Origin of the sequence: Sphingomonas sp. 35-24ZXX, from assembly GCF_000786215.1 — a bacterium.
Lineage (GTDB): Bacteria > Pseudomonadota > Alphaproteobacteria > Sphingomonadales > Sphingomonadaceae > Blastomonas.
The window spans coordinates 619,087-642,925 of the sequence record NZ_JROG01000004.1 but is presented as its reverse complement, the minus strand read 5'-3'; the positions used below and the strand labels follow the sequence as shown (position 1 = coordinate 642,925).

Genomic DNA, 23,839 nt, shown 5'->3' with positions numbered 1-23,839 from the left:
GGTCATGCGAACCTCCGTCATTTCAGCGGCAGCAGCTGGCGGATCACATATTCCGCCGCTTCCTCGATGGTCATGGCTCCGGTGTCGATCCGGATCTCGGGCGAGAGCGGTTCCTCATAGGGGCTGTCGATCCCGGTGAAGTTCTTGAGCGCCCCCGAGCGCGCCTTCTTGTACAATCCCTTCACATCGCGCGCCTCGGCGACCTCGAGCGGGGTGTCGACGAAAATCTCGACGAACTCGCCTTGCGGAAGCATCTGGCGCACCATGTCGCGTTCGGCGCGGAACGGGCTGATGAACGCGGTGAGCACGATGAGGCCTGCGTCCGCCATCAGCTTGGCGACCTCGCCGACGCGGCGGATATTCTCGATCCGGTCGGCCTCGGTAAAGCCCAGATCCTTGTTGAGCCCGTGCCGCACATTGTCGCCATCGAGCAGGAAGGTGTGCCGGTTCATCAGCGCGAGCCGCTTTTCCACCTCGTTGGCGATGGTCGACTTGCCCGCACCCGAGAGGCCGGTGAACCAGAGCACCTTCGGCATCTGGTTCTTCATTTTCGCATGGTCCTCGCGCGTGAGGTCGGTCGGCTGCCAGTGCACGTTCTGCGCGCGGCGCAGGCTGAAATGGATCATCCCGGCCGCAACCGTCGCGTTGGTGAGCTTGTCGATCAGGATGAAGCCGCCCAGGGCGCGGTTCTCGGCATAGGGTTCGAACACGATCGGCTTGTCGGTGATCAGCTCTGCGACGCCGATCGCGTTGAGGTCGAGCGTCTTGACCGCCAGCCGCTCCATCGTGTTGACGTTGACCGCATATTTGGGCTGCTGGACGGTGACCGAAACGGTCTGCGTCCCCAGCTTCAGCCAATAGGCGCGGCCCACGATCAGGGGATCGTCATCGAGCCAGACAAGGGTGGATTCGAACTGATCGGCGGCCTGGGGCGGCTGGTCGGCGGCAGCGATGACATTGCCGCGCGAGCAATCGATCTCGTCGGCAAAGCACAGCGTCACTGACTGGCCGGCAACCGCCTGGCCGAGATCGCGATCCAGCGTCACGATGCGCGTCACCGTGCTGGTCTTGCCCGACGGCAGCACGCGGACGGAATCGCCAGGCCGCAACGATCCGGTCGCGATCAGGCCGGAAAAGCCGCGAAAGTCGAGATTGGGCCGGTTGACCCATTGCACCGGCAGACGGAACGGCTTGTCCGCATCGACCGATGCGAGCACCTCGACCGTCTCGAGATGCTCGACCAGGCTCGGCCCCTCGTACCAGGGCGTGTTGGGAGAAGGCGCGGTGATATTGTCGCCCTTGAAGCCAGATATCGGCAGCGCAGTGAAGCTTTCTATGCCGATGCCCTGCGCGAACGCGGCATAATCGGCAACGATCTGGTCGTAGACATTCTGGCTGTAGCCGACGAGATCCATTTTGTTGACCGCCAGCACAATGTTGCGGATGCCGATCAGGTGGCACAAATAGGAATGCCGCCGGGTCTGGACGAGCACGCCCTTGCGCGCATCGATCAGGATGATGGCGAGATCCGCCGTAGAAGCGCCGGTGATCATGTTGCGGGTGTACTGCTCGTGCCCCGGGCAGTCGGCGACAATGAACTTGCGCTTTTCGGTGTTGAAGAAGCGATAGGCGACATCGATGGTGATGCCCTGCTCGCGCTCGGCGGCGAGGCCATCGACGAGCAGCGCGAAATCGATTTCCTGCCCCTGCGTGCCCACCTTCCTGCTGTCGTTTTCGAGCGCGGCGAGCTGATCCTCGAAGATCATCTTGCTGTCGTACAGCAGCCGTCCGATCAGCGTCGACTTGCCATCGTCCACCGACCCGCAGGTGATGAAGCGCAGCATGGTCTTGTGCTGATGAACATCGAGATAGGCATCGATGTCTTCGGCGATCAGGGCTTCGGTCTGGTACACGGCGTTCATCAGAAATAGCCCTCCTGCTTCTTCTTCTCCATGCCCGCACCGCCGGCATCCTTGTCGATCACGCGGCCCTGGCGTTCGGAGGTGGTGGTGAGCAAGGTCTCCTGGATCACCTCGCTCAGCGTGCTCGCGGTGCTTTCGACCGCCCCGGTAAGCGGGAAGCAGCCCAGGGTGCGGAAGCGGATCGAGCGATCGGTGATGTCGGGCGTCCTGCCCAGCACGCGGGTGAGCCGGTCGATGTCATCGGCCATGAACAATTGGCCCTCCCATTCGAAGGTCGGGCGGACGGCGGCGAAATACAGCGGCACGATCGGTACGTCGTTCAGCTGGATATACTGCCAGATGTCGAGCTCGGTCCAGTTGCTGATCGGGAAGACGCGGATGCTCTCGCCCTTGTTCTTGCGCGCGTTGTAGAGGTTCCACAGCTCGGGCCGTTGGTTCTTGGGGTCCCAGCCGTGGCTTGCGGTGCGGAACGAGAAGATGCGCTCCTTGGCGCGGCTTTTCTCCTCGTCGCGCCGCGCGCCGCCGAATGCCGCGTCGAAGCCGTGCAGGTCGAGCGCCTGTTTCAGCCCTTCGGTCTTCCACATGTCGGTGTGCAGCGGGCCGTGATCGAACGGATTGATCCCGCGCTCGGCCGCCTCGGGGTTCTGGTAGACCAGCAGCTCCATGCCGCTTTCGCGCGCCATATTGTCGCGCAGCGCATACATGTCCTTGAACTTCCAGGTCGTGTCGACATGCAGCAGCGGAAAGGGCGGGGGCGAGGGGAAGAATGCCTTGCGCGCCAGATGCAGCATCACCGCGCTGTCCTTGCCCACCGAATACATCATCACCGGCTTTTCCGCCTCGGCCACCACCTCGCGCATGATGTGGATTGCTTCGGCTTCCAGCCTCTCCAGATGCGTCAATACAGACGAACTTGCTTGCTGTGACATGTCATCCCCCGTCCGGAGTTCTTTTCCAGACTTGCCAATCGCCCTCGATCGGCTCATCCGTAACTCCCATATGGGAGCAAAACGGCATGATCATCGATTCATCTCGCCAGGACGATATTTTCCTGCCTCTGGTCGAGGGGATCCGCGAGCTGGGGCAATGGCAGCATTTCCTGGCGGCGCTGATGGCACGCACCCAGGCGCGGCGCGCGGTGATGCTGATCGCCCCCACCGAAGCTCCGCACGAAGCCGATTCTGCCTTTCTCCACCTCGCAGCGCCGCGCGCGGCCCAGGATCCACCGCTGGATGCCGAAGCGTTGCACAGGTTGAAGCTGCAGCCCCTCCGCTCGCTGCGACCGGCGCGTGTCTATGCGATCGACGAGCTGCTCGATTATGACGATGCCGTCCTGCTGAACGAGCAGCGAGCAGCGCTGGGCGCCCTGAATATCCGCTTCGGCCGCTGGATGCGCGTGACCGTGAACCGGCTCGTCGACGCCTGGATATTGTTGACGCGAGAAAAGGAGGATTTCAGTTCGGGAGCGGTGGCGACTCTGTCATCGACCGCACCGTATCTGCAGGCAGCGCTACGCGCGTTCATCGCGATTTCGGAGGAACGGATGGCGCGGACCCTTGCCCAGTCGACGCTTGCGCGGCTAGGCATTGGTCAGGTCGCGCTCGACGAGACGGGCCGGGTCCTGCTGGCCGATGCCATGGCAGAGCGGCTGCTCGCCTTTGTCGCCCCCCCTGACGGCCGCTCGGGCCGCAAGCTGCTGCTGCCACTTGCGGTAGCCGATAGGCTAGAGCGCTGTTGCGCCTCGCTGGCGGCAGGCCACATCATGGCCGAACCTCTGCTGATCCCCGTGAACGACGACCTGTCGCTGATGCTGCAGCCAGCCGCGCTGCCGACGCTGCCTTCGTTGGCGCAGCCTGTCGCCATCGCCACGTTGCGCGTCCCCGTGCGCGAGGATGAGCGCCAGGGCACAGCCATCTTGCGCGACCAGTATCGCCTGTCCCGGCGGGAGGCTGCGCTGGCGCAAAAGATCAGCCGCGGCGAGACGATCGTGGCAGCCGGGCGGGAGCTCCATCTGACCGACGAGACCGCGCGCAATTATTCCAAGCGCATCTACGCGAGGACCGGATCGAGGGGCCAGGCCGATCTGGTCCGCCATATCCTGTGCGGCCTTGCACCCTTGGCCTGAAGCCGCTTGCCTATAGAGCCCGTCTCAGCCGAGCGTCGGGATGACAAAAGCATTCGATCCATCCGAGCCGCCATCGGGCCAGCGAGCCGTGACCTTCTTTGCGCGCGTCCAGAAGCGGATGCCGTCCAGCCCGTACTGGTCGGTATCGCCATAACCTGACCGCTTCCAGCCGCCGAAGGAATGATAGGCAACGGGCACAGGAATCGGCACGTTGATTCCCACCATGCCGACATGCACGCGATTGGCGAATTCGCGCGCTGCATGGCCGTTGCGGGTGAAGATGGCCACGCCGTTGCCATATTGATGCTGCGACGGCAGCGCCAGCGCCTCTTCGAAATCGCAGGCACGCACGATCTGCAGTACCGGCCCGAAAATTTCGTTGTGATAGCTGCTCATGTCGGGGCGCACATGGTCGAGCAGCGTCGGCCCCATGAAATAGCCCTGTTCGTGGCCCTGGAGCAAATAGCCGCGACCGTCGATGACCAGCTCCGACCCCTCGTCGACCGCGGTCTGGATCCAGCGTTCGATGCTTGCCTTGTGCTGAGCCGTCACCACCGGGCCATATTGCGCCTCGGGATCGGTCGAAATACCGACCTTGAGCGCGTGGATCGCCGGTACCAGCTTCTCGCGCAGACGCTCGGCCGTCTCTTCGCCAACGGGAACGACCACCGGCAGCGCCATGCAGCGTTCGCCCGCCGAGCCGAAAGCCGCGCCGCACAGATCGTTCACCACCTGGTCCAGATCGGCATCGGGCATCACGATACCGTGATTCTTGGCACCGCCCATCGCCTGAACGCGCTTTCCAGCGGCAGCACCGCGCTGATAGACATAATTGGCGATATCCGACGATCCGACAAAGCTGACCGCACCAATGGCAGGGTGATCAAGAATCGCATCGACCATCTCCTTGTCGCCATGCACGACCTGGAAAACTCCGTCAGGCAGCCCCGCCTCACTCCAAAGCTCGGCAATCCGGTTGGGCACCGAAGGATTACGCTCGGAAGGCTTGAGGATGAAGGCATTGCCGACGGCCAGTGCGACGGCACCCATCCAAAGCGGGATCATCGCCGGAAAGTTGAACGGGGTAATGCCTGCACCGATGCCGATCGGCTGACGCATCGAGAAGACATCAATGCCCGGCCCTGCGCCTTGGGTATATTCGCCCTTTTGCAGGTGCGGTACCCCGCAGACGAACTCGACAACCTCCAATCCGCGCTGGATATCCCCCTTGGCATCAGCAATGACCTTGCCATGCTCTTGCGAGAGCATCAGCGCCAGATCGTCCATGTTCGTCTCGATCAGGTGCTTGAACGCGAACATAACTCGCGCGCGCCGCTGCGGGTTGGTTGCTGCCCAGGCCGGTTGCGCGGCCTTGGCAGCGGCGACAGCACGCTCGAGCGCATCGCTCGCGCCCAGAACGACCTCAGCCTGCTGGCAGCCGTTGTTTGGATCCATGACGGCACCGCGACGGCCCTGAGACAGGCCGGCAGTACCCCCGGCGATGACGTGATCGACAAGACGCATTTTCGCGCACTCCCATGCTGGCAATTCTGTTCCGCACTGCAAGCTGGGCAGCGGAGCGGCAAGAGGCAGAAGCCCTGCATCGCCGTCGTGCAGCGAAAGAACGCTAGGGCGATCAGAATCGGCCTCCGCCCCGCTCTGGCGAAGCTCGTGCCCTAGTCGTCGGCGCGATAGACAACCGTGCCGCAGCAGACAGTCATCCGCACCCGTTGCGCCAACAGGATATCACGCGCCTGCGACCATGGCCGGTCCAGCAGGCAAAGATCGGCGGCCACGCCTGGCTCGATCTGCCGGATCCGGCCAAGATCGAACGGGTCGGCAAGATAGAGGGCAAGCGCCCGCTCCGGGCTGAGCGCCTCTTGCGGCCCGAACAGCTGGCCTGCCAATGTCATGCGCTCCACGGCGGAGCGCATCGCGGCCCAGGGGTCAGCGCCGCCATAGGGCGAATCGCTTCCGCCCGCGATCACCAGCCCCGCATCCTGCAAGCTGGCGAGCCGGTAGAGCCAGGGCCATTCCACCTGAGGAATATCGGCGAGATACTGATCGCCCCGGGTTTCCACGAACCCGGCCTGCACCACCACCGGAAGCCCCATATGCAAAAGCGTCTCGAGCAGTGCATCGGGGATAACCGAGCCATGCTCGATCCGGTCGAGCTTCGTTACCCCCAGTTCCGCGAACAGACCGAGCGTGAAGACGAGCTCGGCCTCGGACACGCAGTGCACGGCGGTGCCCCTGCCCTGCTCGCGCGCTGCCCTGATCGCGGCCAGCGTCTCGTCCCAATCCGGAAAATGCGCTTCATGCAGGTGCAGCTTGAACGGACCGAGCGCCAGCCGGTCCTGCGGCTGCCATTCCCCCAATGCCAGCGATCCGGCCAGAACCACCCGCTGCGGCAGGGCACCGCACACCATCTGGGCGGCAAAATGACCGGCCTCGACAAGCGCGTTGGCTGGCGACATTTCGGTCAGCCCGGTAATGCCCAGCCGGGCCAGCGCCCCGCCCACAGCGTCGAAGACCGGTGGCGTTGCTGCCAAGGCTGACCGCAGCCAGCTGTCCTCGTCGAAAAGCCTGCCGGTCCATTCGCCGGCCTGCCGTTCCAGACCGGGCGGCGGCGCATGATCTGCCAGCAGGATGTCCAGCCCTGCCGAATTGAAGAACCACATGCGCCCCGAACGGTGCTGAACCCGTACCGGGCGATGCGAGGCGAGTTCGTCGAGCAGATGCCGGTCGGGCAGACCGGCTACGCTTTCGTGATAGCCGACCCCGCGCAGCCAGCCTTCACCCGGCCGTCCCAATGCCTGGCCAAGGCCTTTCAGATCGGTCACCTCGGGAGGGCCACAGCGCACCGATTGCATCGCAGCGACACTGGCGGCGACATGAATGTGGTGATCGTGGAGCCCCGGCAGCAGCCGCGCGCCGTTCGCGTCGACCACCATGGCATCCTGCGGCGGGTTTACGCTGCCGACCGCGACGATTTCGTCGTGCACGACCAGGACGTCGCACGTTTCACCGTCCGCAATCTCGGCTTCGCGGAAAACGATAGGGCGCAGGACGGGCTTGGGCGCTGACACGGAAAACCTCTCGGCGTGGACCGGGCCAGCCTAGGGCAGGACATCGGAAAAGGGAACTGCCGGGGCTGCGCGCGGCGGGGTCAATGGGGCCGCTCAAGCCTCGCGCAGCGCTAGCACGCTTCCCTCGGCATCGCCGGCGATCAGGATCGTCCCATCGGGTGCGCAGGCGATGTCCGCGAAATTGACCATCGGCCCTGCCATGTCACCGATAGGCCCCAGGAAATGCGGCAGCACCCCGGCGGGCGCACCAACCGGCAGGTTGCACGCAAGCTCCGTCACGCTGCCCGATTGCGGATCGATCTGCACCAGCCGCTTGCCGAGCGCATCGAGGACGAGGACCTTGGCATTGCGGACGCAAAGACCTTCGGGTCGGCCAAGGCCTTCGACCAGCGTCCGGGATTTGCCGGAGTCATCGATCGCGGTCACGCGCCCAGCACCGGCCTCTGCGACGATGACCGTCTGGTCGATCCAGCCGATGCCCATGGGCTGGTCCAGACCCTCCGCCAGGCGGCGCGGCTCGGCCCCTTCGATCAGATGAACGCAGCCGGTGCCATATTCCGCAAACGCCACAGTGCCTGCGCCCGCAACCGCTATCCCCATCAATTGGTCGTAACCGCTGGCCAGAAAGTCGCTTTCGCCTGCTGCAGGCCGATAGCGCGCCACCATGCCGAGCCCGGTCGTCACCAGCCATTCGCCTGGTGCGCCGCCCGGTGCCGCACCGCGCAGATAGCCGGGGCTGCCGGGCCAGAAGGCCATGCCGACCAGCCGCAGCGCGTCGATCCCCGCGGCTGCCCGGTCGAGCGCATAGCCGAACACGCCATCGCATACGAAAACCTGACCGTCATCGGCAGCTGCAATACCCAGAGGCCATTGCAGCCCACGCTGGACCAGCGGACGAGTGTTACCCTCGCCCAGGATTTCGGTGACCGATCCGTTGATGCTGGAAACGAACAGCCGCTCCCCGACAAAGGTCACATTGTCCAGACCCGGCCCAAGATTGGCGAGCGTCTCGCGCGTGCCGCTCTGCGGATCGATCCGCAGGACTTCACCGCTCGCGACCTGGGTCGAGACGATTCGCCCCTTGCCGTCGAACTTGACGCTGTCCGGAACCCCGAGAGAGCCTGCCACGACATCATGCTCGCCGGTTTCCACATCAACCCGCCAGATCTCGTTCGCCCCCATGACCGGAACGTACAGCTTGCCATCCGGGCCGATCTGAAAGGCATTGGCCATGGGCACGCCATCCAGAATGACCCGGGGGTCGCCGCCTGCCGGGTCAAGCTCCATGATGCGAGCACCCATGCGGCATTCGCCCGCAAACAGGCGACCCTGATGCCAGGTGATCGGATTGGCCACCGGAATATCGCCCCGCACCACGCGCGTCGTGCCATCAGGGCTGCGCATGGCGACCCGGCCGAGCGTGATTTCGGTCAGGTAGAGATTGCCCTTGTCGTCGAACACCAGATCATCGGGCGCGACGATATCGCCGCCTATCGGGCTGATGACCTCGATCGCGCCGGTATCAGGATTGATCGCGCTGACCTGGCTGGCGGGCACCTGCGCCACCCAGATGCGCCCGTCCGGCCCGGTAGTAAGACCGTTGGCGCCATAGAGGCGGCTCGGCGGGGTGAGGCGCGACAGGAGCCAGCCTTCGGCCACGATGCTGGCGGCGGGGGCGGCGTAACGGCTTGGCAGCATGGCGTTGGTTCCCCGTCAGCCTATGATCGATTTGACCTCTAGATATTCGGCAAAGCCGTGCTCGCCCCATTCGCGCCCGTTGCCCGACCGCTTGTAGCCGCCAAAGGGGGCATGAAAATCGAACCCGCCATTGACCCAGATGGCGCCCGTGCGCATCCGGCGGGCAATGGCAATGGCCGTGTCACGGTCCTGCCCGCTGACATAGCCACCCAGACCGAACGGGCTGTCATTGGCGATGGCGACCGCATCGTCCATATCGTCATAGCCGATGATCACGAGCACCGGCCCGAAGATTTCCTCGCGCGCGATCACCATGTCGTTGGTGCCGCGAAAGACGGTGGGCTTGCAGAAATAACCTCTGTCAATCCCCTCCGGACGACCCAGACCGCCTGCAATCAATTCGGCACCTTCGTCCAGTCCCTTGGCAATGTAATCCTGCACGACATTCCACTGCGCCTTCGATACGACCGGCCCCATAGCGACATCCGACAGCGGATCGCCCACGGTCACCGTCTCGGCAGCGGACCTCGCCGCAGCCAGTGCCTCTGCCAAGCGGGCATTGGGGACGAGCAGGCGCGACCCGGCGGAGCAGGTCTGCCCGGCATTGACCATCATCCCCGATGTCGCCGCAGCCACATTGGCAGCGAGCTGGTCGTCATCCAGGATCACCCAGGCGCTCTTGCCGCCCAGTTCCAGCCCCACGCGCTTCACCGTATCGGCAGCATCCTTGCTGATCTGCACACCAACCGGTTCTGACCCGGTAAAGCTGATCATGTCGACATCCGGATGGCGTGACAGCGCAGCGCCGATGACGCTACCCTTGCCCTGCACCATGTTGAACACGCCTGCCGGAACCCCGGCCTTGTCCAGGATTTCCGCCAGGATCTGGGCAGAGTAAGGTGCCAGCTGGGGCGGCTTGAGGACCGTGGTGCAGCCGGTTGCGAGTGCCGGAAATACCTTCACTGTCACTTGATTGAGCGGCCAGTTCCATGGCGTGATGAGACCGCACACGCCGATCGGTTCCCTGACCAGCAGGGTCGGGCCCTTCTGCTCTTCGAAGCGGAAGGTTTCGAGCACCTCGATCGCCGTCTGCAGATGACCCGCCCCCAGCCCGACATGGAAGCCGGTGCCCAGCGATAGCGGGGCGCCCATTTCTTCGGTCACCGCCTCGCCCAGTTCCTGCATCCGCGCTGCATATCCGGCCTGGATCGCCCGGAGAAGGTCAAGCCGCTCCGCTACGCTGGATTGCGACCAGCTGCCAAAGGCACATCGCGCAGCCTTGACGGCCAGATCGACATCCGCCTCCGATCCCAGCGAGATTACACCCGAAACCTGCTCGGTGGCTGGGTTGATCACATCTGCGGTCGCCGGGGTGACAGGGTCCGTCCAGCGTCCGTCGATGTAGAATTGGGTGCAGTTACGCATGGCGCTCTCCTGAAATCTAGTGTCGGCTGTCAGCTCTTGCAGGCTGCATTGCGCACGCCTCTGACCGCGATGAAGGTGATTGATCGGGCAGGCAGCGCGATGGATCCCTTTGCCCGGATGGGCTTGAGACCGGCCAGCGCACCATCGGCCGCCAGTTCAGGCCGCTTGCCGTTGACCTTCACCTGCGCGCTATCGATCGGTTCGGCTGTCATCGTCCAGACGTCGGCTCCCGATGGCGCGTCCAGGCTCTGATGTGCCTCGCCGATGTTCAGCGCTGCCAGCCCTACGCCGCCGCGCGTTCCAGTCAGACAATGGGCGTAAAGCCGCACTTGTACCGATGGAGAAGCCGGAGCCTTCAGAACCGTGGTCCCCATGATGCGCTTCCACAGCACTGCTGCCCAGTAATTGGGACGAGGCTGGTGGGTATCGCGATCTATCAGCGCATAGTCGGACGCGGCCAAGGTGTTGTGAAACACCACCTTGACGCCCTTCTGCGCGAGCAGCCCGAGCTGGTTCACATAGCGGAAGCTGTCGAGAAACGTGGATGCCCAGGGACTGCCACCGCAGGCTGCCTGCGCGGTTTCGGTTACCCAGATATCGTCGCCCGGTTCGAACCGGTCCCTGAGGCCGGAATAGTAGCGCCAATCGCGAAGGGTCAGGTCCAGCCAGCTGGGCTCCAGAGCGCTGTCCTTGTCTGCGATGCCGATGCTGGAGCCCTTGCAGCGTTGCGACACGGCCCCGTAGAAATGATAGGAAACACCGTCCAGCGTTCCCGGACTCGCTTCCATGAGCTTTTCGGTGAGCAGCAGGTTCTCGCGGACCGCCACCGGAATGCGGTCCAGCCCAGCCCCTTCTCCGACACCGCCCGGACCGATGATCCGCATGTCCGGTGCCGCCTTTCTGGCCCATTTCAGGAACAGGGCGAAATCGCGGGTGTAATCCTTGACCCCATAGCCCTTGGGCAGGCCACCGAGCCCCGCCGCATTCGGCTCATTGATGAATTCGGCAAAGGCGATTTCTCCACCGGACTGCCGGGTCAGATCGATCAGCCGCTGTGCCTGGTCGTTCCGCCAGACGCCATCGGGGCCGCGCGTGCCGTCACCGACGGCGAAGCTGGTGCCGATGCGCGCATTCACGGCTCTGGCAAATGCCAGAACGCCCTGCCATTGAGCGCGGGTGAGCACCTGCCGATAACCCGCGGGCGGAGCCGACAAATTCTCGCCCGGCGCTTCGAGATAGGTCGTGTTGGCCCAGGTGCCGCTGACCCGCATATAGCTGGGACCGAGATGGCGTGTCAGTGCCCGCAGCCTCCGGTTGGTGAGGTCTTCCGGGGGGCGCATCCGATACATCTCGTCGGGCGGACCGCCATAAGGTGCCCAGAAGCGACCGCCGGTCACCTCGACCATTTCCACATTGTACGAAAGGAAACGCGGGTCCACCTCGGCAAGCCGGGGCAGAGAGGCCAGCTCGCCCGGCCCGGCCGGAGCCGATGCCGGACCGGCTTGCGCCAATGCCGGGATAGCCAGTATGGCGGGGCCGAGGCTCGAAATCAGCCGATGGCCATGCGGGAACTTTCTGCGCTTTCTGGCCACCCTGCCAATCCTTCTTTATTGCGTTCCTTCCGCATACCAGGTGCGGAAGCGATCGTATTTCGGCATCTCTTCCGAATTCGCCTTGGGATCGATCGCGACATGGATCACCGCCGGGCCACCCTTGGCATAGGCGCGCGCGATGGCAGGGCCGATCTCGTCCGCCCTTGTCAAGAATTCGCCATGCGCACCCAGGCCTTCAGCAATCTTGTCGAAACGTACCTTGTCGGACCAGTGCGTGCCGGTTTCCTCCGTCCCCTGACCGAAGGTACGCTTGTACACGCCCACCTCGAGGCCCCATTGGAAGTCGACGGCCACCACGCAGACCAGAGGCAGGTTGCGACGCACCGCCACCTCCAGCTCTGCAATGTGGAACAGGAACGAGCTGTCCGACGTGATCAGCATGCCCGGACGCACCTGACCGGTTTCGGCCTGGTCGGCCAGCATGGCTCCGGTCGCATAAGGCAGGCCGGTGCCGATATGGCCGTAATTCTGGTTCCAGATCACGTCATTGGGCTTGCACTGGTTATAGGTCCAGCCGAACACCACCGATGCGCCACCATCGCGGATCATGATGCCGCCTTCGGGGAAGGCCTTGGTCGCCTCCACGATGAAGCGCGAGGTATGAATGGGCACGTTGCCGGTACCGTCGCTCTTGGTCAGCGATTCCTCGGCCAGCTGGTCCAGCTCGGCCTGACCGTCGCGCATGAACTTGTGCAATGCCTCATCTGCTGGACGTCCCTCGCCCAGCGCCCGCGTCAGCTGCGGCACCACGGCGCGCACGTCCCCGACCAGCGGGATGTCGATCGGGCGGTTGACACCGATCGCGGTCGGGTCCTGCTGCACATAGATCCACTTGCGATCCGCCTCACCCGCATACCAGTGACGCCAGCGGCCGAAATGCACCGGTTCACCCAGCTCCGTGGCGAGCGCCACGACACAGTCCGATGCTTCCACAGCCTCGATTGATGCGTCAGAGAACACATACTGGAACGTCCGATCCTCGAGGCCCTTGATGTAGCTGGTGCCGCCCGAGGTCTGGATCACCGGGCAGTTCATCTTCAGCGCCAGTTCCTTGACCGCCTCGCCGGACCTAGTGGTGTGAACGGCATGGCCGACCAGCAGGATTGGGTTCTTCGCAGCCAAGATCGCCTCGGCCGCCTCGATGATACGATCGCCATCGGCCCCCTGGTTGGTCAGGCGATAGCGGTGCGGCGGCAGCACTGGCGGTGCGTCCAGTTCCTCCAGGATGACGTGGCTGGGATATTCGACATAGGTCGGTCCGGGGGTGCCCGACATGGCCACCCGAATGGCCTCGCGGATCACCTCGTCGGTCTGATCCGCATATTCGATGGCCCCGGAATATTTGACCGAATCCTCAATCATGGGTTCCTGGCGGACGAACTGGATGCGACCGCGGCGCACACGCCGCTCGGTCACGCGCGCCCGCTGCCCGCCGAGGAAGATCACAGGAGAATTCTCGACCTTGCAGCACTGGATGGCGGGCATCATATTGGCAAGGCCGGGGCCAAGCGTGCCGAAGCAGAGCGCGGGCTTGCCGGTAATGCGGCTGGCAGCTTCTGCCATGAACCCTGCCGATGCTTCATGATGCGGCGATACGACGGTCCAGCCCCGACGCTCTGCCTCCAGGCACATGTGCACGAAATTGGGGTCGGGAATGCCGAACAGGGTGCGGATGCCTTCGGCCTCGAACAGGTCGAGAATGCGTTTGTAGACCGGGGTGCCGCCAGCCTTGAGCTTCAGCTCCGAGGTCGAGGTGTTCTTCGGGGCTGCCTGTCCTGGCAGAAGCGATATCGGCTGTGCGGGCTTGGGATCATCATAGCTCATAGAAGTTTCCTCGGTGCGCCGGTCCCCATGAACTCGGCAAGGTTGCGGTGCATGTTGATGATTTTCTGTTCCTGGTGGGGATTGGGCAGCGCGCCGCGGAAGCCCCGAGATTTCATGCCCTTGTGCACCCACTTCATGTTGGCGAAGTCCTGTGCCAGCACCAGCCCCCAGTTCTCCTGGTTTGGTTCGGCATAGACCCATTCGGTCCTGGGTTCCTCGCCCTCGGGATAGCGTTCCAGGGCATAGGCCTCGAAAATGCACTTGTCGGGATCGTTGCCGTACGGCCGCGCGCGGTAGCACAGGGCGAAGGTGACGCCCTGCAGGATGTTCTGGTTGGGGAAAAGGCTCCAGGCGAGCCCGGCCTCTGCCATCACTTCGGGCGGAATTTCGGGCCAGATGACGCCGCGCGCGGCGTCATCGGCCTTCGCGCTCTTCATCCAGTGCGCCATTACCTCAGCCACGGTCGCGGTCTCGGGCAGTTCGTCTTTCAGCCGCGCCGCCGCCGCGATCAGCGTATCGGTCGATGCCGAATAGTTGATGGTGGTATAGTTCTCGCGTGCCAGTTCGTAGGTCGAGACGCGCGGGTCGTCGCCCTTGCCCGCGCGGCTGACCGAACCGCCCTGGGTCGTTGTCTCGGACTGCTTGCGCTGATCGAAGCCGGAGACCGAATGCAGCCCATAGGCCTTGGAATAGGCATAGAATTCCGCATAGGCGGTCAGCTGATTGTGCGTGGTCGTGGTGTGATATGGCTCCATGAACGCTTCGAGCGACGTCTTCCAGTTGGCCGGATAGATCACCCATTGGCGCCATTTATAGCGCATCTTCTCGAACTCGAAATGCTTGAGGATGCGCCCTGCGTCGCCGAGAAACTCCTCCAGGCTTTCGCCATCTTCGCGCATGTCGACATAGATGAACCCGCCCCACGTATCGACGCGGACCGGCGACAGCGACGTGCAAGTGGAATCGAGCGCACCGTGCCAGTCGTCCTTGTCGAGAATATAGGTGCAGTTGCCATCCAGGTCATAGGTCCAGCCATGAAAGGCGCAGACGAAATTGCGGGCCTTGCCGCGCACGCCGTTGACCGTATCAGGCGTATCGACGAGCTGCCGCCCCCGGTGCGAACACACGTTGTGGAACGCCTTGATGGTGTCCGGCCCGGTGCGCACGATGATGATCGAGTCGTCGCAGATATCGTAGGTCATGAAGTCGCCCGGCTCCGGAATGTCCTCCAGCCGACCCGCCATCTGCCATACGCGCGGCCAGAGCCGCTCCTTTTCCGCTGCAGCATAATCTGCCGAAAGAAACGCTTCGGTGCCATAGGTGGCCGCCCGCTCGGAGGCGAGATCCTCTACCGAAAGGATCGGTCTCTCATCCGTGGTTCCGCTCATCGCACCCATCCCGTCTGCCAGACCGCCCTCAACTGGCCAGTTCCATGCCGGCCATGTCGCCGCGCGCCCGCCAGTCCGCCATCATCGCGTCGAAATTGTCCCAGCCATAGCCCCAGCCCGGAAACAGCGCCCATTTGGGGTTGGTCTCGCCCTCGTTGTTGAAATATCCCGGGGGGCAGCGCGCCTGCAGAGCCGTGATGTCCGGCTTGATCTCCTGGAAGGTGCGGACATATTCGTCCTGTGCTGCCTGGCTGGGCTCGACCCGAGTGACGCCTCGCCGCAGGCATTCGGCAAAGATCCAGGCGGCATGCTGCCCCTGCTTGCCGAACTGTTCGGTCACGGACGAATTCACCCCGCCCTGGATATAGCCGATGAACGCCATGTTCGGAAAACCATGGGTCGTTACGCCATGAAAGGTGAGCGGGCCATTGCCCCAGTGATCGTAGATCGATAGCCCTCCGACACCTTCAAATGCGGGAATGCCCCACCGCCGGTCGAGATCGGACGTGACCTCGAATCCGCTGGCGAAAATGACACAATCGACGGGATGTTCGACGCCATTGGCGATGAAACCAGTCTCCGTGAGCTCCTGAATGCCCAGTGTGTCGGAAACATCGACCAAGGTTACGTTGTCACGATTGAATGTGGGATAATAGTCGTTGCTCGACAGCGGCCGCTTGCACATGTGGTGATACCAGGGCTTCAGCGCCTCCGCCGCTGCCGGATCATTGACCAGCTCGTCGCAGCGCGCGCGCAGACGCTCCATGACGCGAAAGTCCATCAATTCGCGCTTCTCCATGAACTCTTCCATGGTCAATTCGCGCCCTTCGGCGGCAATCTCAGCGGCGAGGTTGCGGTTGATCTCGGTCCAGATGTCGCAGATCAGATCGTCTTCGCCGGGCAGGAACACTTCCTGTGCGCCGCGATGGAAATTGGCGATGCGCTGCTGCTGCCAGCCGGGCTGCAGGGTGCTTGCCCATTCGGGATCGGTCGGCGGATTGGGTCGCTCATCCACGGTCGAGGGCGTGCGCTGGATGACATACAGATGCCTGGCATGCCGCGCGAGATGCGGTATCGCCTGGATGGCGGTGGCACCGGTGCCGACGATGGCGACTCGCTTGTCGGTCAGCCTGTCCAGAACCGGGCTCGTTTCGCTGCCGCCGGTATAGCCATAGTCCCAGCGCGACGTATGGAACAGCTTGCCGCGAAAGCTGTCGATGCCCTTGATCGCAGGCAGCTTGGGCATATTGAGCACGCCCGGCGCCATGACCACGAACCGGGGCCGAAGAATGTCGCCGCGATTGCTCGTAACGGTCCAGCGACGATCGGTCTCATCCCATTTGAAGCTTGTCACCTGGGTGTGCAGCAGCGCCTTTTCGGCAAAGCCGAAGCGATCGGCGATCGAGCGGGCATAGGCCTGAATCTCTGCACCGTCCGCGAATTTCTTCGACGGGAGAAAACCCATCTCTTCCAGCAGCGGCAGGTAGCAATAGGCATCATTGTCGCACTGGACGCCCGGATATTTGTTCCAGTACCAGACCCCGCCGAAGTCGCCCGCCGTATCGACATTCCGGATGCTGGTCACGCCTTCGCGAGCCAGATGATAGCTGGCAATGATGCCGCCCCAGCCGGCTCCCAGCACCAGCACGTCCAACTCTTCGGTGATCGGCGCGCGCGGCGCGACCGGAGTATAGGGATCGACTGCATAATCATCGGTTCCACCATTGCCCAGGCGCACATATTGCGCCTGACCATCACGCCGCAAGCGGCGCTCCTTCTCGATCCTGTATTTCTCGCGCAGCGCGGAAATATCCAGCCTGTCCGCCGAAGGTACGGTTGTGGTTTGGCAGGGCATGGCAGACATCCATCTCTCGCTATTGTGCAGCGTCTGGCGCGCTTGGCATGGCACTGTTATCAACAGCACTGTTGATTAACGTCAATCGGAGCTATGCCTTCCGCAGCGGATAGCGCCACCGCGATATCCGCAGGGTGCGCTCAGCCCTTGCGGACGAAGGTCGGCTCGTCCGCAGCCGGAAATGCCGGAAAGGCTCCGTAGTCCGGCGTGTCGATATAGGTACCGGTCAGGTCCGGCGGGCCGCGATACTTGAAACTCCAGTGACGCAGGGCGAACCGCCATTGGCCGCTCTCTTCGACATAGCGATCATGGTACCAGCCGATGGTCATGGCCGTGGAACCGTCGTTCATGGTTGCAAACTCGGTGATGTTCAGTCGGCCGATCACGCCGCTTCCTTCGGGCTTCAGCATCGCAGGCCCGCACAGAAGATGAATGCGCTTGCACCGCCCGAGCAACTGGCGGCAGGCATCGACCAGCGCGGCCCGCCCCTGAACCTCCATACCAGCAATCTTCCAAAGGCCGTCCTCGCTCCAGCAGGCGGCAAAGGCCTCGGCATCCTGTCGCCAGACCGCATCCACAAAACGGGCGTGCAACTGGCGAATGCCGTAATCGGCAGCAATCATGTCGGTCATCAGTCCTCCTCCACCCAGCGCGAGGTCAGCGCCCGCGGGCTGAGATATTTGGTCCGGGTCCAGCCGCCATCGACGACGATCGACTGGCCGTTGATGAGTTCCGCGCCGGGGCTGCACAGAAAGGCTATGGTGCTTGCGACGTGCTCGACCTCGGCCAGGCGCGGATAAGGCGTGGTTTCGACATTGTTGCGCCGAAAGGTCTCATCCTCGAAACGGTGACGCACCATGTCCGTCATCGTCACGCCCGGAGCGACGCAATTGGAACGGATGCCGCGCGGGCCATATTCGCACGCCATATGCTCGGTCAGTGACTTGAGGCCGCCCTTGGCTGCGGAATAGGCTCCGCCCCGACGCCCGCCAATCATGGCAAAGGTAGAGGTGACATTCACGATGCCCGATCCCGGCCCCAGATGGGGAATGACCTCGCGCGCCAGGCGGAACGGCGCCTTGAGCATCAGGTCCAGGAAGCCGTCCAGCGTCTCGTCGTCGGTTTCGTCCAGCGGTTTGGGGCTGCCAGCGCCGGCATTGTTGACGAGGAAGTCGATCCGACCGAATCTGCCGAGCGCCAGCTCCACGATCCGCTGCGGCGCCTCCTTATGCGTCACATCAATGGAAAGCGTGGCGAGCCTTGCGGGATCGCCGATGGCCTTTTCCAGATTGGCAAGCTTGGCAGGATCGCGGCCCACGCCGACGATCGCCATGCCCATTTCGTGAAGCTTGATGGCGGTGCCGAGGCCTATGCCGCTACCCGCGCCGGTGATGATGGCTGTCTGCATGCGCGCAATGCGCCGCGTCGGGCCGCGACTGTCAAGCAAGCCCCCTGCAACCATCGCCCCAGCGGTTTGACCCTGGGGTCGGCCCTGCGATAGCCAGCCAGCAGAGAGGATCGGCCAAATGGGAATGCTTCAGGGCAAGACTGCTCTGGTGACCGGAGCCAGTCGGGGGATCGGCAAGGGAATCGCGCTTGCACTCGCTGCCGAAGGCGCGACAGTATTCGTGACCGGTCGCAGCGTCACAGGTGGCGATCATCCGTTGCCGGGCACCGTGCGCGAAACCGCCGACCTTTGCACGGGGCGCGGCGGCCAAGGCATTGCCGTACCTTGCGACCATGCCGACCCGGACCAGATCGCCGCGCTTTTCGACCGCATCAGGAGCGAGGGCAACCGGCTCGACATTCTGGTCAACAACGCCTTCCCCATTCCTGACGATCTGCTCGACCCTGCGGGTTTCTGGGAAAAGCCCCTTTCCAACCTCGCGATGCTCGATGTCGGCATCCAAGGCACGTTCGTTGCATGCTGGCATGCCGCGCAGTTGATGGTGCAGCAGGCGTCCGGCCTGATCGTCGGCATTTCGGGCTATGCTGCGGTAACCTATACCTATGGCGTGGCCTTTGGGCTGAGCAAGACTGCCATGGGCCGGATGATTCGCGACATGGCCATCGAGCTCAAACCGCATGGCGTCGCCGCGCTGACGCTTTGGCAGGGGCTGACACTGACCGAACGGGCGCGCCAGAACCTGGCCAATATGCCCGAAAAGATGACGCGCTCCATCACGGGCCAGAAGGGCAGTTCGGTCGAGCACCCGGGCCGCGTCATCGCGGCGCTGGCCGCTGACCCCGATCTGATGCAGCGAACGGGCGGCGAATTCATCACGGCAGAGATCGCCCGGGAATACGGGGTGACCGATGACGACGGAAGCTGGGTCAAATCGATGCGCGAAACGCGCGGCAGTCCCATTTGGCAGCCTGTTCATGGAGAATCGGGACAATGACAGTATTTCGCTTTGACGACCGGGTGGCGGTCATCACCGGCGCAGGACGCGGACTCGGCCGGGCCTATGCTCTGCTGCTGGCCGCACGCGGCTGCAAGATCGTGGTGAATGACAATGGCAGTGCCACGCGCGGCGATGAGATCGTCGCGAACCCGGCACAGGACGTGGTGGACGAAATAAGGGCTGCAGGCGGCGAAGCCGTAGCCTGCACCGAAAGCGTGGCTTCGGCTGAAGGTGCTGCCGCCATCGTCCAGGCCGCAATCGACACCTGGGGGCGGATCGATATCCTCGTCCACAATGCCGGCAATGTCCGTTACGGGACCATCGCCGATCTTTCCGATGATGATCTCGACGCCGTGCTCGATGTGCATCTCAAGGGAGGGTTCTGGCTGGTACGCGCAGCCTTTCCGCACATGGCTGCAGCGCAGTACGGGCGCATCGTGCTCACGTCGTCGTGCAGCGGGCTCTACGGCAGCAAGACGACAGTCAATTACGGCATGTCGAAGGCCGGGCTGATGGGTCTGAACAATGTCACCGCGCTGGAGGGCGGACCGTACAATATCCGTTCGAACACCATCATCCCTGCTGCGGTCACGCGCATGGCCGACGGGCTCGACACCAGCGCCTATCCGCCGATGGACCCGGAACTGGTGGCGCCGATGGTCGGCTGGCTCGCTCACGAAAGCTGCGATGTATCGGGCGAGCATTATGTCGCAGCCGCCGGCCGTATGGCCCGTGCCTTTGCCACGGAAACCAAGGGCATTTTCCGGCCGGAATGGTCGATGGAGGATGTGGCCAACGAAATCGTCGCCATCCGCGACCCCGATGGCGAGCGATGGACTTTCCCGCCCTATCCATCGGGCATGGCCGATCATCTCGGTCGCAGCTTCGAATGGGCCCATCGCGAGCGGGCGAAGCAGAATGTCTGAGCTGGACCTGCTGCTGGCGCGCGAGGCGATCCGCATCGCTCTCGCCAGGCTGGCCCGTGGCGAGGACCGGCGCGATGCGGGGCTGATCGCCAGCGCCTTCTGGCCCGATGCGGTAATCGATTTCGGCGTGTTCAGGGGTACGTTCGCGGAATATCTTGCCTGGGTCGTGCCCGGCTCCGATGCCATCACCAACACCCAGCATGTACTGGGCCAGAGCCATATCGATCTGCAAGGGCATGCGGCACGTTCGGAAACCCAGGTCATTTCCTATCACCGGGTCGATTTCGGCGGGGGGGATGAGCATGACACGTGCATGGGTGGCCGCTATCTCGACCATTTCGAGCGGCGTTCGGGCGAATGGCGCATTGCGGCGCGGACCATGGTCTATGACTGGTCGCAGGACTGGGGCAAGGCAGCCGACTGGTCGCAGGGACTGATGGGCATGCCGTTCAGCACCCCGCATTATTCCGGTCGCGCGCATGGCGACCGGAGCGAGACATTCTTCCGGGAGATGGCATGAGCGACGCCCTGCAACGGCTGCTCGATCGTCAGGACATAGCCGATTGCCTGACGCGCTTTGCTCGCGGGATGGACCGGTTCGACCGATCGCTGTTCCTCTCCGCCTTTCATGCCGATGCGACCATTGCCGCAGGCCCATTTGTAGGCAGCCCCGAAGACTGCTGGGACTGGGCCGTACCGATGCACAAGGCCGCGCAGGTGCTGCACCATCACGCGCTGCTCAACCATAGTGCCGATATCAACGGCGACACCGCGCATGCAGAGACCTATTACCAGTTCATCGCGCGCAACCGGCCTTTCGAGCCGGGCGGGGATGAAACCGTGATGCTGGCGGGTGGCCGCTATATCGACCGGCTGGAAAAGCGTGATGGGTCCTGGCGCATCGCGCTGCGCACCAACCTTATCGAATGGTCGTGTCTGCAACCGGCGTTGCCCCTGCCCTTTGGCGAGGTGCCGGACCTGATGCTCAACGGAGCGTCAGCCCGCGATCCTGACGATGCCAGCTATCTGCGGCCGCTGGTCAACAGGCGACCGGCGCAGCGTCCCTGAGCCGGTCGCGGATCACGTTCTTCAAAACCTTGCCCGCATCGTTGCGCGGCAGCGATGGCCACAGAACGACCTCTTCGGGATATTTGAACCGCGCGACGCCCAGCGCCGACAGATGCTGCGCCAGCATGGCGACATCGGGTATATGGCCCGGCTGTGGCACGACCACCGCGACGGCCCGCTCTCCGGTTTTAGGATGCGCCATGCCAACAATCGCGATTTCCGCAATTGCCGGATGGCCAGTCAGCAGGTCCTCTATCTCTTTGGGCGCGATATTCTCGCCATTGCGGATGATCAGATCCTTGATACGCCCGGTGACCACGACATGTCCCGAAGGCAGCAGGATGCCCTGGTCGCCTGATCGGTAGAAGCCGTGTTCGTCAAACGCGCCCACCTCATCCTCGGCGCGCGCGTATCCTGCCATCATTTGCGGCCCGCACGCCCGGATCTCGCCATCGGCCGCGATCCGGACTTCCGCAATGCCGGGGCGGCCGTCGGTATCGGCAGCAAGATCAGCTTCCCCCTCGCCAAGCGCGCCCACCGTGGTGACGGGCAGTTCCGTCGATCCGTATACCCGGCTCACGCGAGCATTAGCGAAATGGGCTGCCGCCTCGCGGATCAGGGCAGGCGGCACCGATGCCCCGCCGCAGATGAACACCTTCAGGGCCGACAGATCGGTGCCCGCTTCTTGCACGGCAGCCAGCAGCCCCCGCAGAAAGGGCGTCGCGCCAGCCATGTGCGTTATCCGCTGCGACTGCATCAACGTGACGGCAGCCTTGGCGTCCCAGCTTTCCATGAGTACGGCACCGGTACCCAGCATGACCGGCATCTCGAACGCGTAGATCGACCCGCCGATATGGCTGACCGGCGATGGCACCAGAAACCGGTCGCTGGGTTCCACCATCCAGTGCCTGCCGATCTGCCGGATCAGCGCACCGATGCTGTTGTGCGTGTGCAGGACGCCCTTTGGCCGTCCCGTTGTGCCGCTGGTGTACATGATCATTCGCACATCGTCCGGGTGGATGGTGGGCAGCGCGGCATCGGCCGCTTCCGCACAAAGCCCGTCCCAGCTGATCTGTCCCTGCCCTGCACTGCCCCGCAGAACCACGACTTCCGGCGGCCGGGCAAGCTGCGCGCACACCCGAACCAGCATGGCTGCACAATCATGGCCGCGGAAACTCTCCGGCACGAAGATCATCCGGCAAGCAGAGTCGCTCAGGATGAAGCCGAGATCATGGTCGCGCAGCGAAGGCAGCACTGGGTTGGCGACGAGTCCTGCCATGGTCGCTGCCATGTAGATGATCGCGGCCTCATGCCAGTTGGGCAGCATGAAGCTGACGACGCTGCCGGGCGCAAACCTGCGCGCCAGGACCCGCCCGAGCCGTTCGGACCTGGCAAGCAGGTCCTGCGCGGTCGTTCGCACCTGCCCATCGATCAGCACGACCCTTTCGGGCGCCCGCGCCGCCTCTGCGCGCAGAGCATCCACACAGGTCTCCTCGGTCCACCAGCCGTCGGCATAAGCTCTGGCGGCCCGCTCTGCGTCCCAGCGGACCGACCAGCCTCCGGCCCTTGTCTTGCGCATGCTTTCCATTAGCTCATCTTGCCGCAAAGGCAGGCGTTGCGTCACCCCGTCCACTCAGTCATCGCGGTTGCGATCCATCCGCACCATCGCTGGAACGATGCCATGGCGGGCCAGCTTGACAGTTTGCCCAGCGATCAGCCTCATCCCCGTCAAAGGAAAGGAATTGCCATGACTCGTTCACTCAAGGGCCGCGTCGCCGTCGTCACCGGGGCCGGATCGGGAATCGGTCGCGCCATTGCGCTACGGCTCGCCGAAGACACTGCCCGCATCGCCATCTGGGACATCAATGCGCAAGGCGCGGAGGAGACTGCGCAGATGATCCGCGACGCCGGCGGTACCGCCATCGCGATCGAAGCGGATTGCTCCGACAAGACGGCAATCCAGGCTGCGGCCGACCGCACCCGCGCGGAGCTTGGCCCGGTGGCGATCCTGGTGAACAATGCGGGTATTGCCCCGTTCACGCCATTCCTCGATACCGATGACGATCTGTTCGACAAGGTCATCCGCATCAATCTGCGCGGTCCCTGGCTGGTCACGAAGCAACTGCTGCCCGACATGCTCGCCCAGGGCTGGGGCCGGGTAATCAACATCACCTCTTCGTCGGTGCAGACCGGATCGCCCGCCCAGGGCCATTATGTGTCGTCCAAGGGCGGGCTGGTCGGCATGACCAAGGCGCTGGCGCTGGAATTCGCGCCGACCGGAGTCACCTTCAACATGATTCCGCCGGGCTTCATCGATACACCGATGCTGCGGGCTGCCCCCATCGATGCGGACGCCTTTGCCCAGACCCTGCCGATGAAGCGCATCGGCCAGCCCGAAGACATAGCCGCAGCCGCCGCGTACCTGGCTTCGGAAGAGGCGAGCTACATTACCGGGCAGGTGATATCGACCAACGGCGGGCGTTACATGGGATCGCACTGAC

19 protein-coding genes are annotated in these 23,839 nt (G+C 63.6%); 6 read left to right on the top strand and 13 right to left on the bottom strand.

Annotated elements, in window-relative coordinates; genetic code table 11:
• Positions 1-17: 17 nt before the first annotated feature.
• Together cysN and cysD are read right to left on the bottom strand one after the other, a co-directional pair.
• Entirely contained in the window at positions 18-1,922 is a 1,905-nt protein-coding gene (gene cysN / locus LI72_RS11110) for a sulfate adenylyltransferase subunit CysN (RefSeq protein WP_033925900.1), read from the bottom strand.
• On the bottom strand, positions 1,922-2,851 hold the full coding sequence (gene cysD / locus LI72_RS11105; protein ID WP_033925899.1) for a sulfate adenylyltransferase subunit CysD: 930 nt from the start codon (positions 2,849-2,851) through the stop codon (positions 1,922-1,924). Before cysD ends, cysN begins: the two co-directional genes overlap by 1 nt.
• Positions 2,852-2,937: 86 nt before the next feature.
• Here cysD and LI72_RS11100 point away from each other — a divergent pair, with 86 nt between their 5' ends.
• Positions 2,938-4,047 carry a helix-turn-helix transcriptional regulator gene (locus tag LI72_RS11100; protein WP_052129737.1) on the top strand — a complete coding sequence of 370 codons (1,110 nt, stop codon included), beginning with the start codon at positions 2,938-2,940 and terminating at the stop codon, positions 4,045-4,047.
• A 24-nt stretch (positions 4,048-4,071) separates the two neighbouring features.
• Here the strand turns inward: LI72_RS11100 and LI72_RS11095 are convergent, their stop codons facing one another.
• From LI72_RS11095 to LI72_RS11050, 10 genes are all read right to left on the bottom strand, one after another.
• Positions 4,072-5,571, bottom strand: coding sequence for a CoA-acylating methylmalonate-semialdehyde dehydrogenase (locus tag LI72_RS11095; RefSeq protein WP_033925897.1), 1,500 nt, complete (start codon positions 5,569-5,571; stop codon positions 4,072-4,074).
• A gap of 152 nt (positions 5,572-5,723) precedes the next feature.
• Positions 5,724-7,136, bottom strand: coding sequence for an amidohydrolase family protein (locus tag LI72_RS11090; RefSeq protein WP_231562443.1), 1,413 nt, complete (start codon positions 7,134-7,136; stop codon positions 5,724-5,726).
• A 93-nt stretch (positions 7,137-7,229) separates the two neighbouring features.
• The gene (locus LI72_RS11085; RefSeq protein WP_033925896.1) at positions 7,230-8,834 is read right to left on the bottom strand and encodes an SMP-30/gluconolactonase/LRE family protein; all 1,605 of its coding nucleotides are present in this window, start codon (positions 8,832-8,834) and stop codon (positions 7,230-7,232) included.
• A gap of 15 nt (positions 8,835-8,849) precedes the next feature.
• The gene (locus tag LI72_RS11080; protein WP_033925895.1) at positions 8,850-10,259 is read right to left on the bottom strand and encodes an aldehyde dehydrogenase family protein; all 1,410 of its coding nucleotides are present in this window, start codon (positions 10,257-10,259) and stop codon (positions 8,850-8,852) included.
• 29 nt (positions 10,260-10,288) lie between these two features.
• Entirely contained in the window at positions 10,289-11,851 is a 1,563-nt protein-coding gene (locus LI72_RS11075; RefSeq protein ID WP_231562442.1) for a hypothetical protein, read from the bottom strand.
• A gap of 15 nt (positions 11,852-11,866) precedes the next feature.
• Positions 11,867-13,696, bottom strand: a complete 1,830-nt coding sequence (locus tag LI72_RS11070) for a thiamine pyrophosphate-binding protein (protein ID WP_033925894.1) — start codon at positions 13,694-13,696, stop codon at positions 11,867-11,869.
• On the bottom strand, positions 13,693-15,084 hold the full coding sequence (locus LI72_RS11065; protein ID WP_033926312.1) for an aromatic ring-hydroxylating oxygenase subunit alpha: 1,392 nt from the start codon (positions 15,082-15,084) through the stop codon (positions 13,693-13,695). The genes LI72_RS11070 and LI72_RS11065 overlap by 4 nt, the downstream gene beginning before the upstream one ends.
• Positions 15,085-15,112: 28 nt before the next feature.
• Complete coding sequence (locus tag LI72_RS11060; protein ID WP_033925893.1) at positions 15,113-16,939, bottom strand: flavin-containing monooxygenase; 1,827 nt, start codon at positions 16,937-16,939, stop codon at positions 15,113-15,115.
• 140 nt (positions 16,940-17,079) lie between these two features.
• Positions 17,080-17,571, bottom strand: a complete 492-nt coding sequence (locus tag LI72_RS11055) for a nuclear transport factor 2 family protein (RefSeq protein WP_033925892.1) — start codon at positions 17,569-17,571, stop codon at positions 17,080-17,082.
• Positions 17,571-18,347, bottom strand: coding sequence for an SDR family NAD(P)-dependent oxidoreductase (locus LI72_RS11050; RefSeq protein WP_033925891.1), 777 nt, complete (start codon positions 18,345-18,347; stop codon positions 17,571-17,573). The genes LI72_RS11055 and LI72_RS11050 overlap by 1 nt, the downstream gene beginning before the upstream one ends.
• A gap of 118 nt (positions 18,348-18,465) precedes the next feature.
• Between LI72_RS11050 and LI72_RS11045 the strand changes: the two genes are divergently transcribed.
• Genes LI72_RS11045 through LI72_RS11030 form a run of 4 tightly spaced genes read left to right on the top strand, consistent with a single transcriptional unit; the run spans position 18,466 to position 21,338 of the window.
• Positions 18,466-19,341, top strand: a complete 876-nt coding sequence (locus LI72_RS11045; protein ID WP_033925890.1) for an SDR family NAD(P)-dependent oxidoreductase — start codon at positions 18,466-18,468, stop codon at positions 19,339-19,341.
• On the top strand, positions 19,338-20,270 hold the full coding sequence (locus LI72_RS11040; protein WP_033925889.1) for an SDR family NAD(P)-dependent oxidoreductase: 933 nt from the start codon (positions 19,338-19,340) through the stop codon (positions 20,268-20,270). The genes LI72_RS11045 and LI72_RS11040 overlap by 4 nt, the downstream gene beginning before the upstream one ends.
• A complete protein-coding gene (locus LI72_RS11035) occupies positions 20,263-20,790 on the top strand; it encodes a nuclear transport factor 2 family protein (RefSeq protein WP_033925888.1) in 528 nt (175 codons plus the stop codon). The genes LI72_RS11040 and LI72_RS11035 overlap by 8 nt, the downstream gene beginning before the upstream one ends.
• Positions 20,787-21,338: a nuclear transport factor 2 family protein gene (locus LI72_RS11030; RefSeq protein WP_033925887.1), complete on the top strand. Its 552-nt coding sequence runs from the start codon at positions 20,787-20,789 to the stop codon at positions 21,336-21,338. Before LI72_RS11035 ends, LI72_RS11030 begins: the two co-directional genes overlap by 4 nt.
• Here the strand turns inward: LI72_RS11030 and LI72_RS11025 are convergent.
• Complete coding sequence (locus tag LI72_RS11025) at positions 21,310-22,917, bottom strand: AMP-binding protein (RefSeq protein ID WP_033926311.1); 1,608 nt, start codon at positions 22,915-22,917, stop codon at positions 21,310-21,312. The genes LI72_RS11030 and LI72_RS11025 overlap by 29 nt on opposite strands.
• 168 nt (positions 22,918-23,085) lie before the next feature.
• Here LI72_RS11025 and LI72_RS11020 point away from each other — a divergent pair, with 168 nt between their 5' ends.
• Positions 23,086-23,838: an SDR family NAD(P)-dependent oxidoreductase gene (locus LI72_RS11020; RefSeq protein ID WP_033925886.1), complete on the top strand. Its 753-nt coding sequence runs from the start codon at positions 23,086-23,088 to the stop codon at positions 23,836-23,838.
• The last annotated feature ends 1 nt before the right edge of the window (position 23,839 follow it).

What these genes read in the sequence shown, in the direction of transcription:
- LI72_RS11040 (WP_033925889.1), top strand. Translation starts at nt 19,338, where the DNA reads ATGACAGTATTTCGCTTTGACGACCGGGTGGCGGTCATCACCGGCGCA.
- LI72_RS11025 (WP_033926311.1), bottom strand. Translation starts at nt 22,917, where the DNA reads ATGCGCAAGACAAGGGCCGGAGGCTGGTCGGTCCGCTGGGACGCAGAG.
- cysD (WP_033925899.1), bottom strand. Translation starts at nt 2,851, where the DNA reads ATGTCACAGCAAGCAAGTTCGTCTGTATTGACGCATCTGGAGAGGCTG.
- LI72_RS11070 (WP_033925894.1), bottom strand. Translation starts at nt 13,696, where the DNA reads ATGAGCTATGATGATCCCAAGCCCGCACAGCCGATATCGCTTCTGCCA.
- cysN (WP_033925900.1), bottom strand. Translation starts at nt 1,922, where the DNA reads ATGAACGCCGTGTACCAGACCGAAGCCCTGATCGCCGAAGACATCGAT.
- LI72_RS11095 (WP_033925897.1), bottom strand. Translation starts at nt 5,571, where the DNA reads ATGCGTCTTGTCGATCACGTCATCGCCGGGGGTACTGCCGGCCTGTCT.
- LI72_RS11050 (WP_033925891.1), bottom strand. Translation starts at nt 18,347, where the DNA reads ATGCAGACAGCCATCATCACCGGCGCGGGTAGCGGCATAGGCCTCGGC.
- LI72_RS11060 (WP_033925893.1), bottom strand. Translation starts at nt 16,939, where the DNA reads ATGCCCTGCCAAACCACAACCGTACCTTCGGCGGACAGGCTGGATATT.
- LI72_RS11100 (WP_052129737.1), top strand. Translation starts at nt 2,938, where the DNA reads ATGATCATCGATTCATCTCGCCAGGACGATATTTTCCTGCCTCTGGTC.
- LI72_RS11065 (WP_033926312.1), bottom strand. Translation starts at nt 15,084, where the DNA reads ATGAGCGGAACCACGGATGAGAGACCGATCCTTTCGGTAGAGGATCTC.
- LI72_RS11055 (WP_033925892.1), bottom strand. Translation starts at nt 17,571, where the DNA reads ATGACCGACATGATTGCTGCCGATTACGGCATTCGCCAGTTGCACGCC.
- LI72_RS11045 (WP_033925890.1), top strand. Translation starts at nt 18,466, where the DNA reads ATGGGAATGCTTCAGGGCAAGACTGCTCTGGTGACCGGAGCCAGTCGG.
- LI72_RS11085 (WP_033925896.1), bottom strand. Translation starts at nt 8,834, where the DNA reads ATGCTGCCAAGCCGTTACGCCGCCCCCGCCGCCAGCATCGTGGCCGAA.
- LI72_RS11080 (WP_033925895.1), bottom strand. Translation starts at nt 10,259, where the DNA reads ATGCGTAACTGCACCCAATTCTACATCGACGGACGCTGGACGGACCCT.
- LI72_RS11020 (WP_033925886.1), top strand. Translation starts at nt 23,086, where the DNA reads ATGACTCGTTCACTCAAGGGCCGCGTCGCCGTCGTCACCGGGGCCGGA.
- LI72_RS11030 (WP_033925887.1), top strand. Translation starts at nt 20,787, where the DNA reads ATGAGCGACGCCCTGCAACGGCTGCTCGATCGTCAGGACATAGCCGAT.
- LI72_RS11035 (WP_033925888.1), top strand. Translation starts at nt 20,263, where the DNA reads ATGTCTGAGCTGGACCTGCTGCTGGCGCGCGAGGCGATCCGCATCGCT.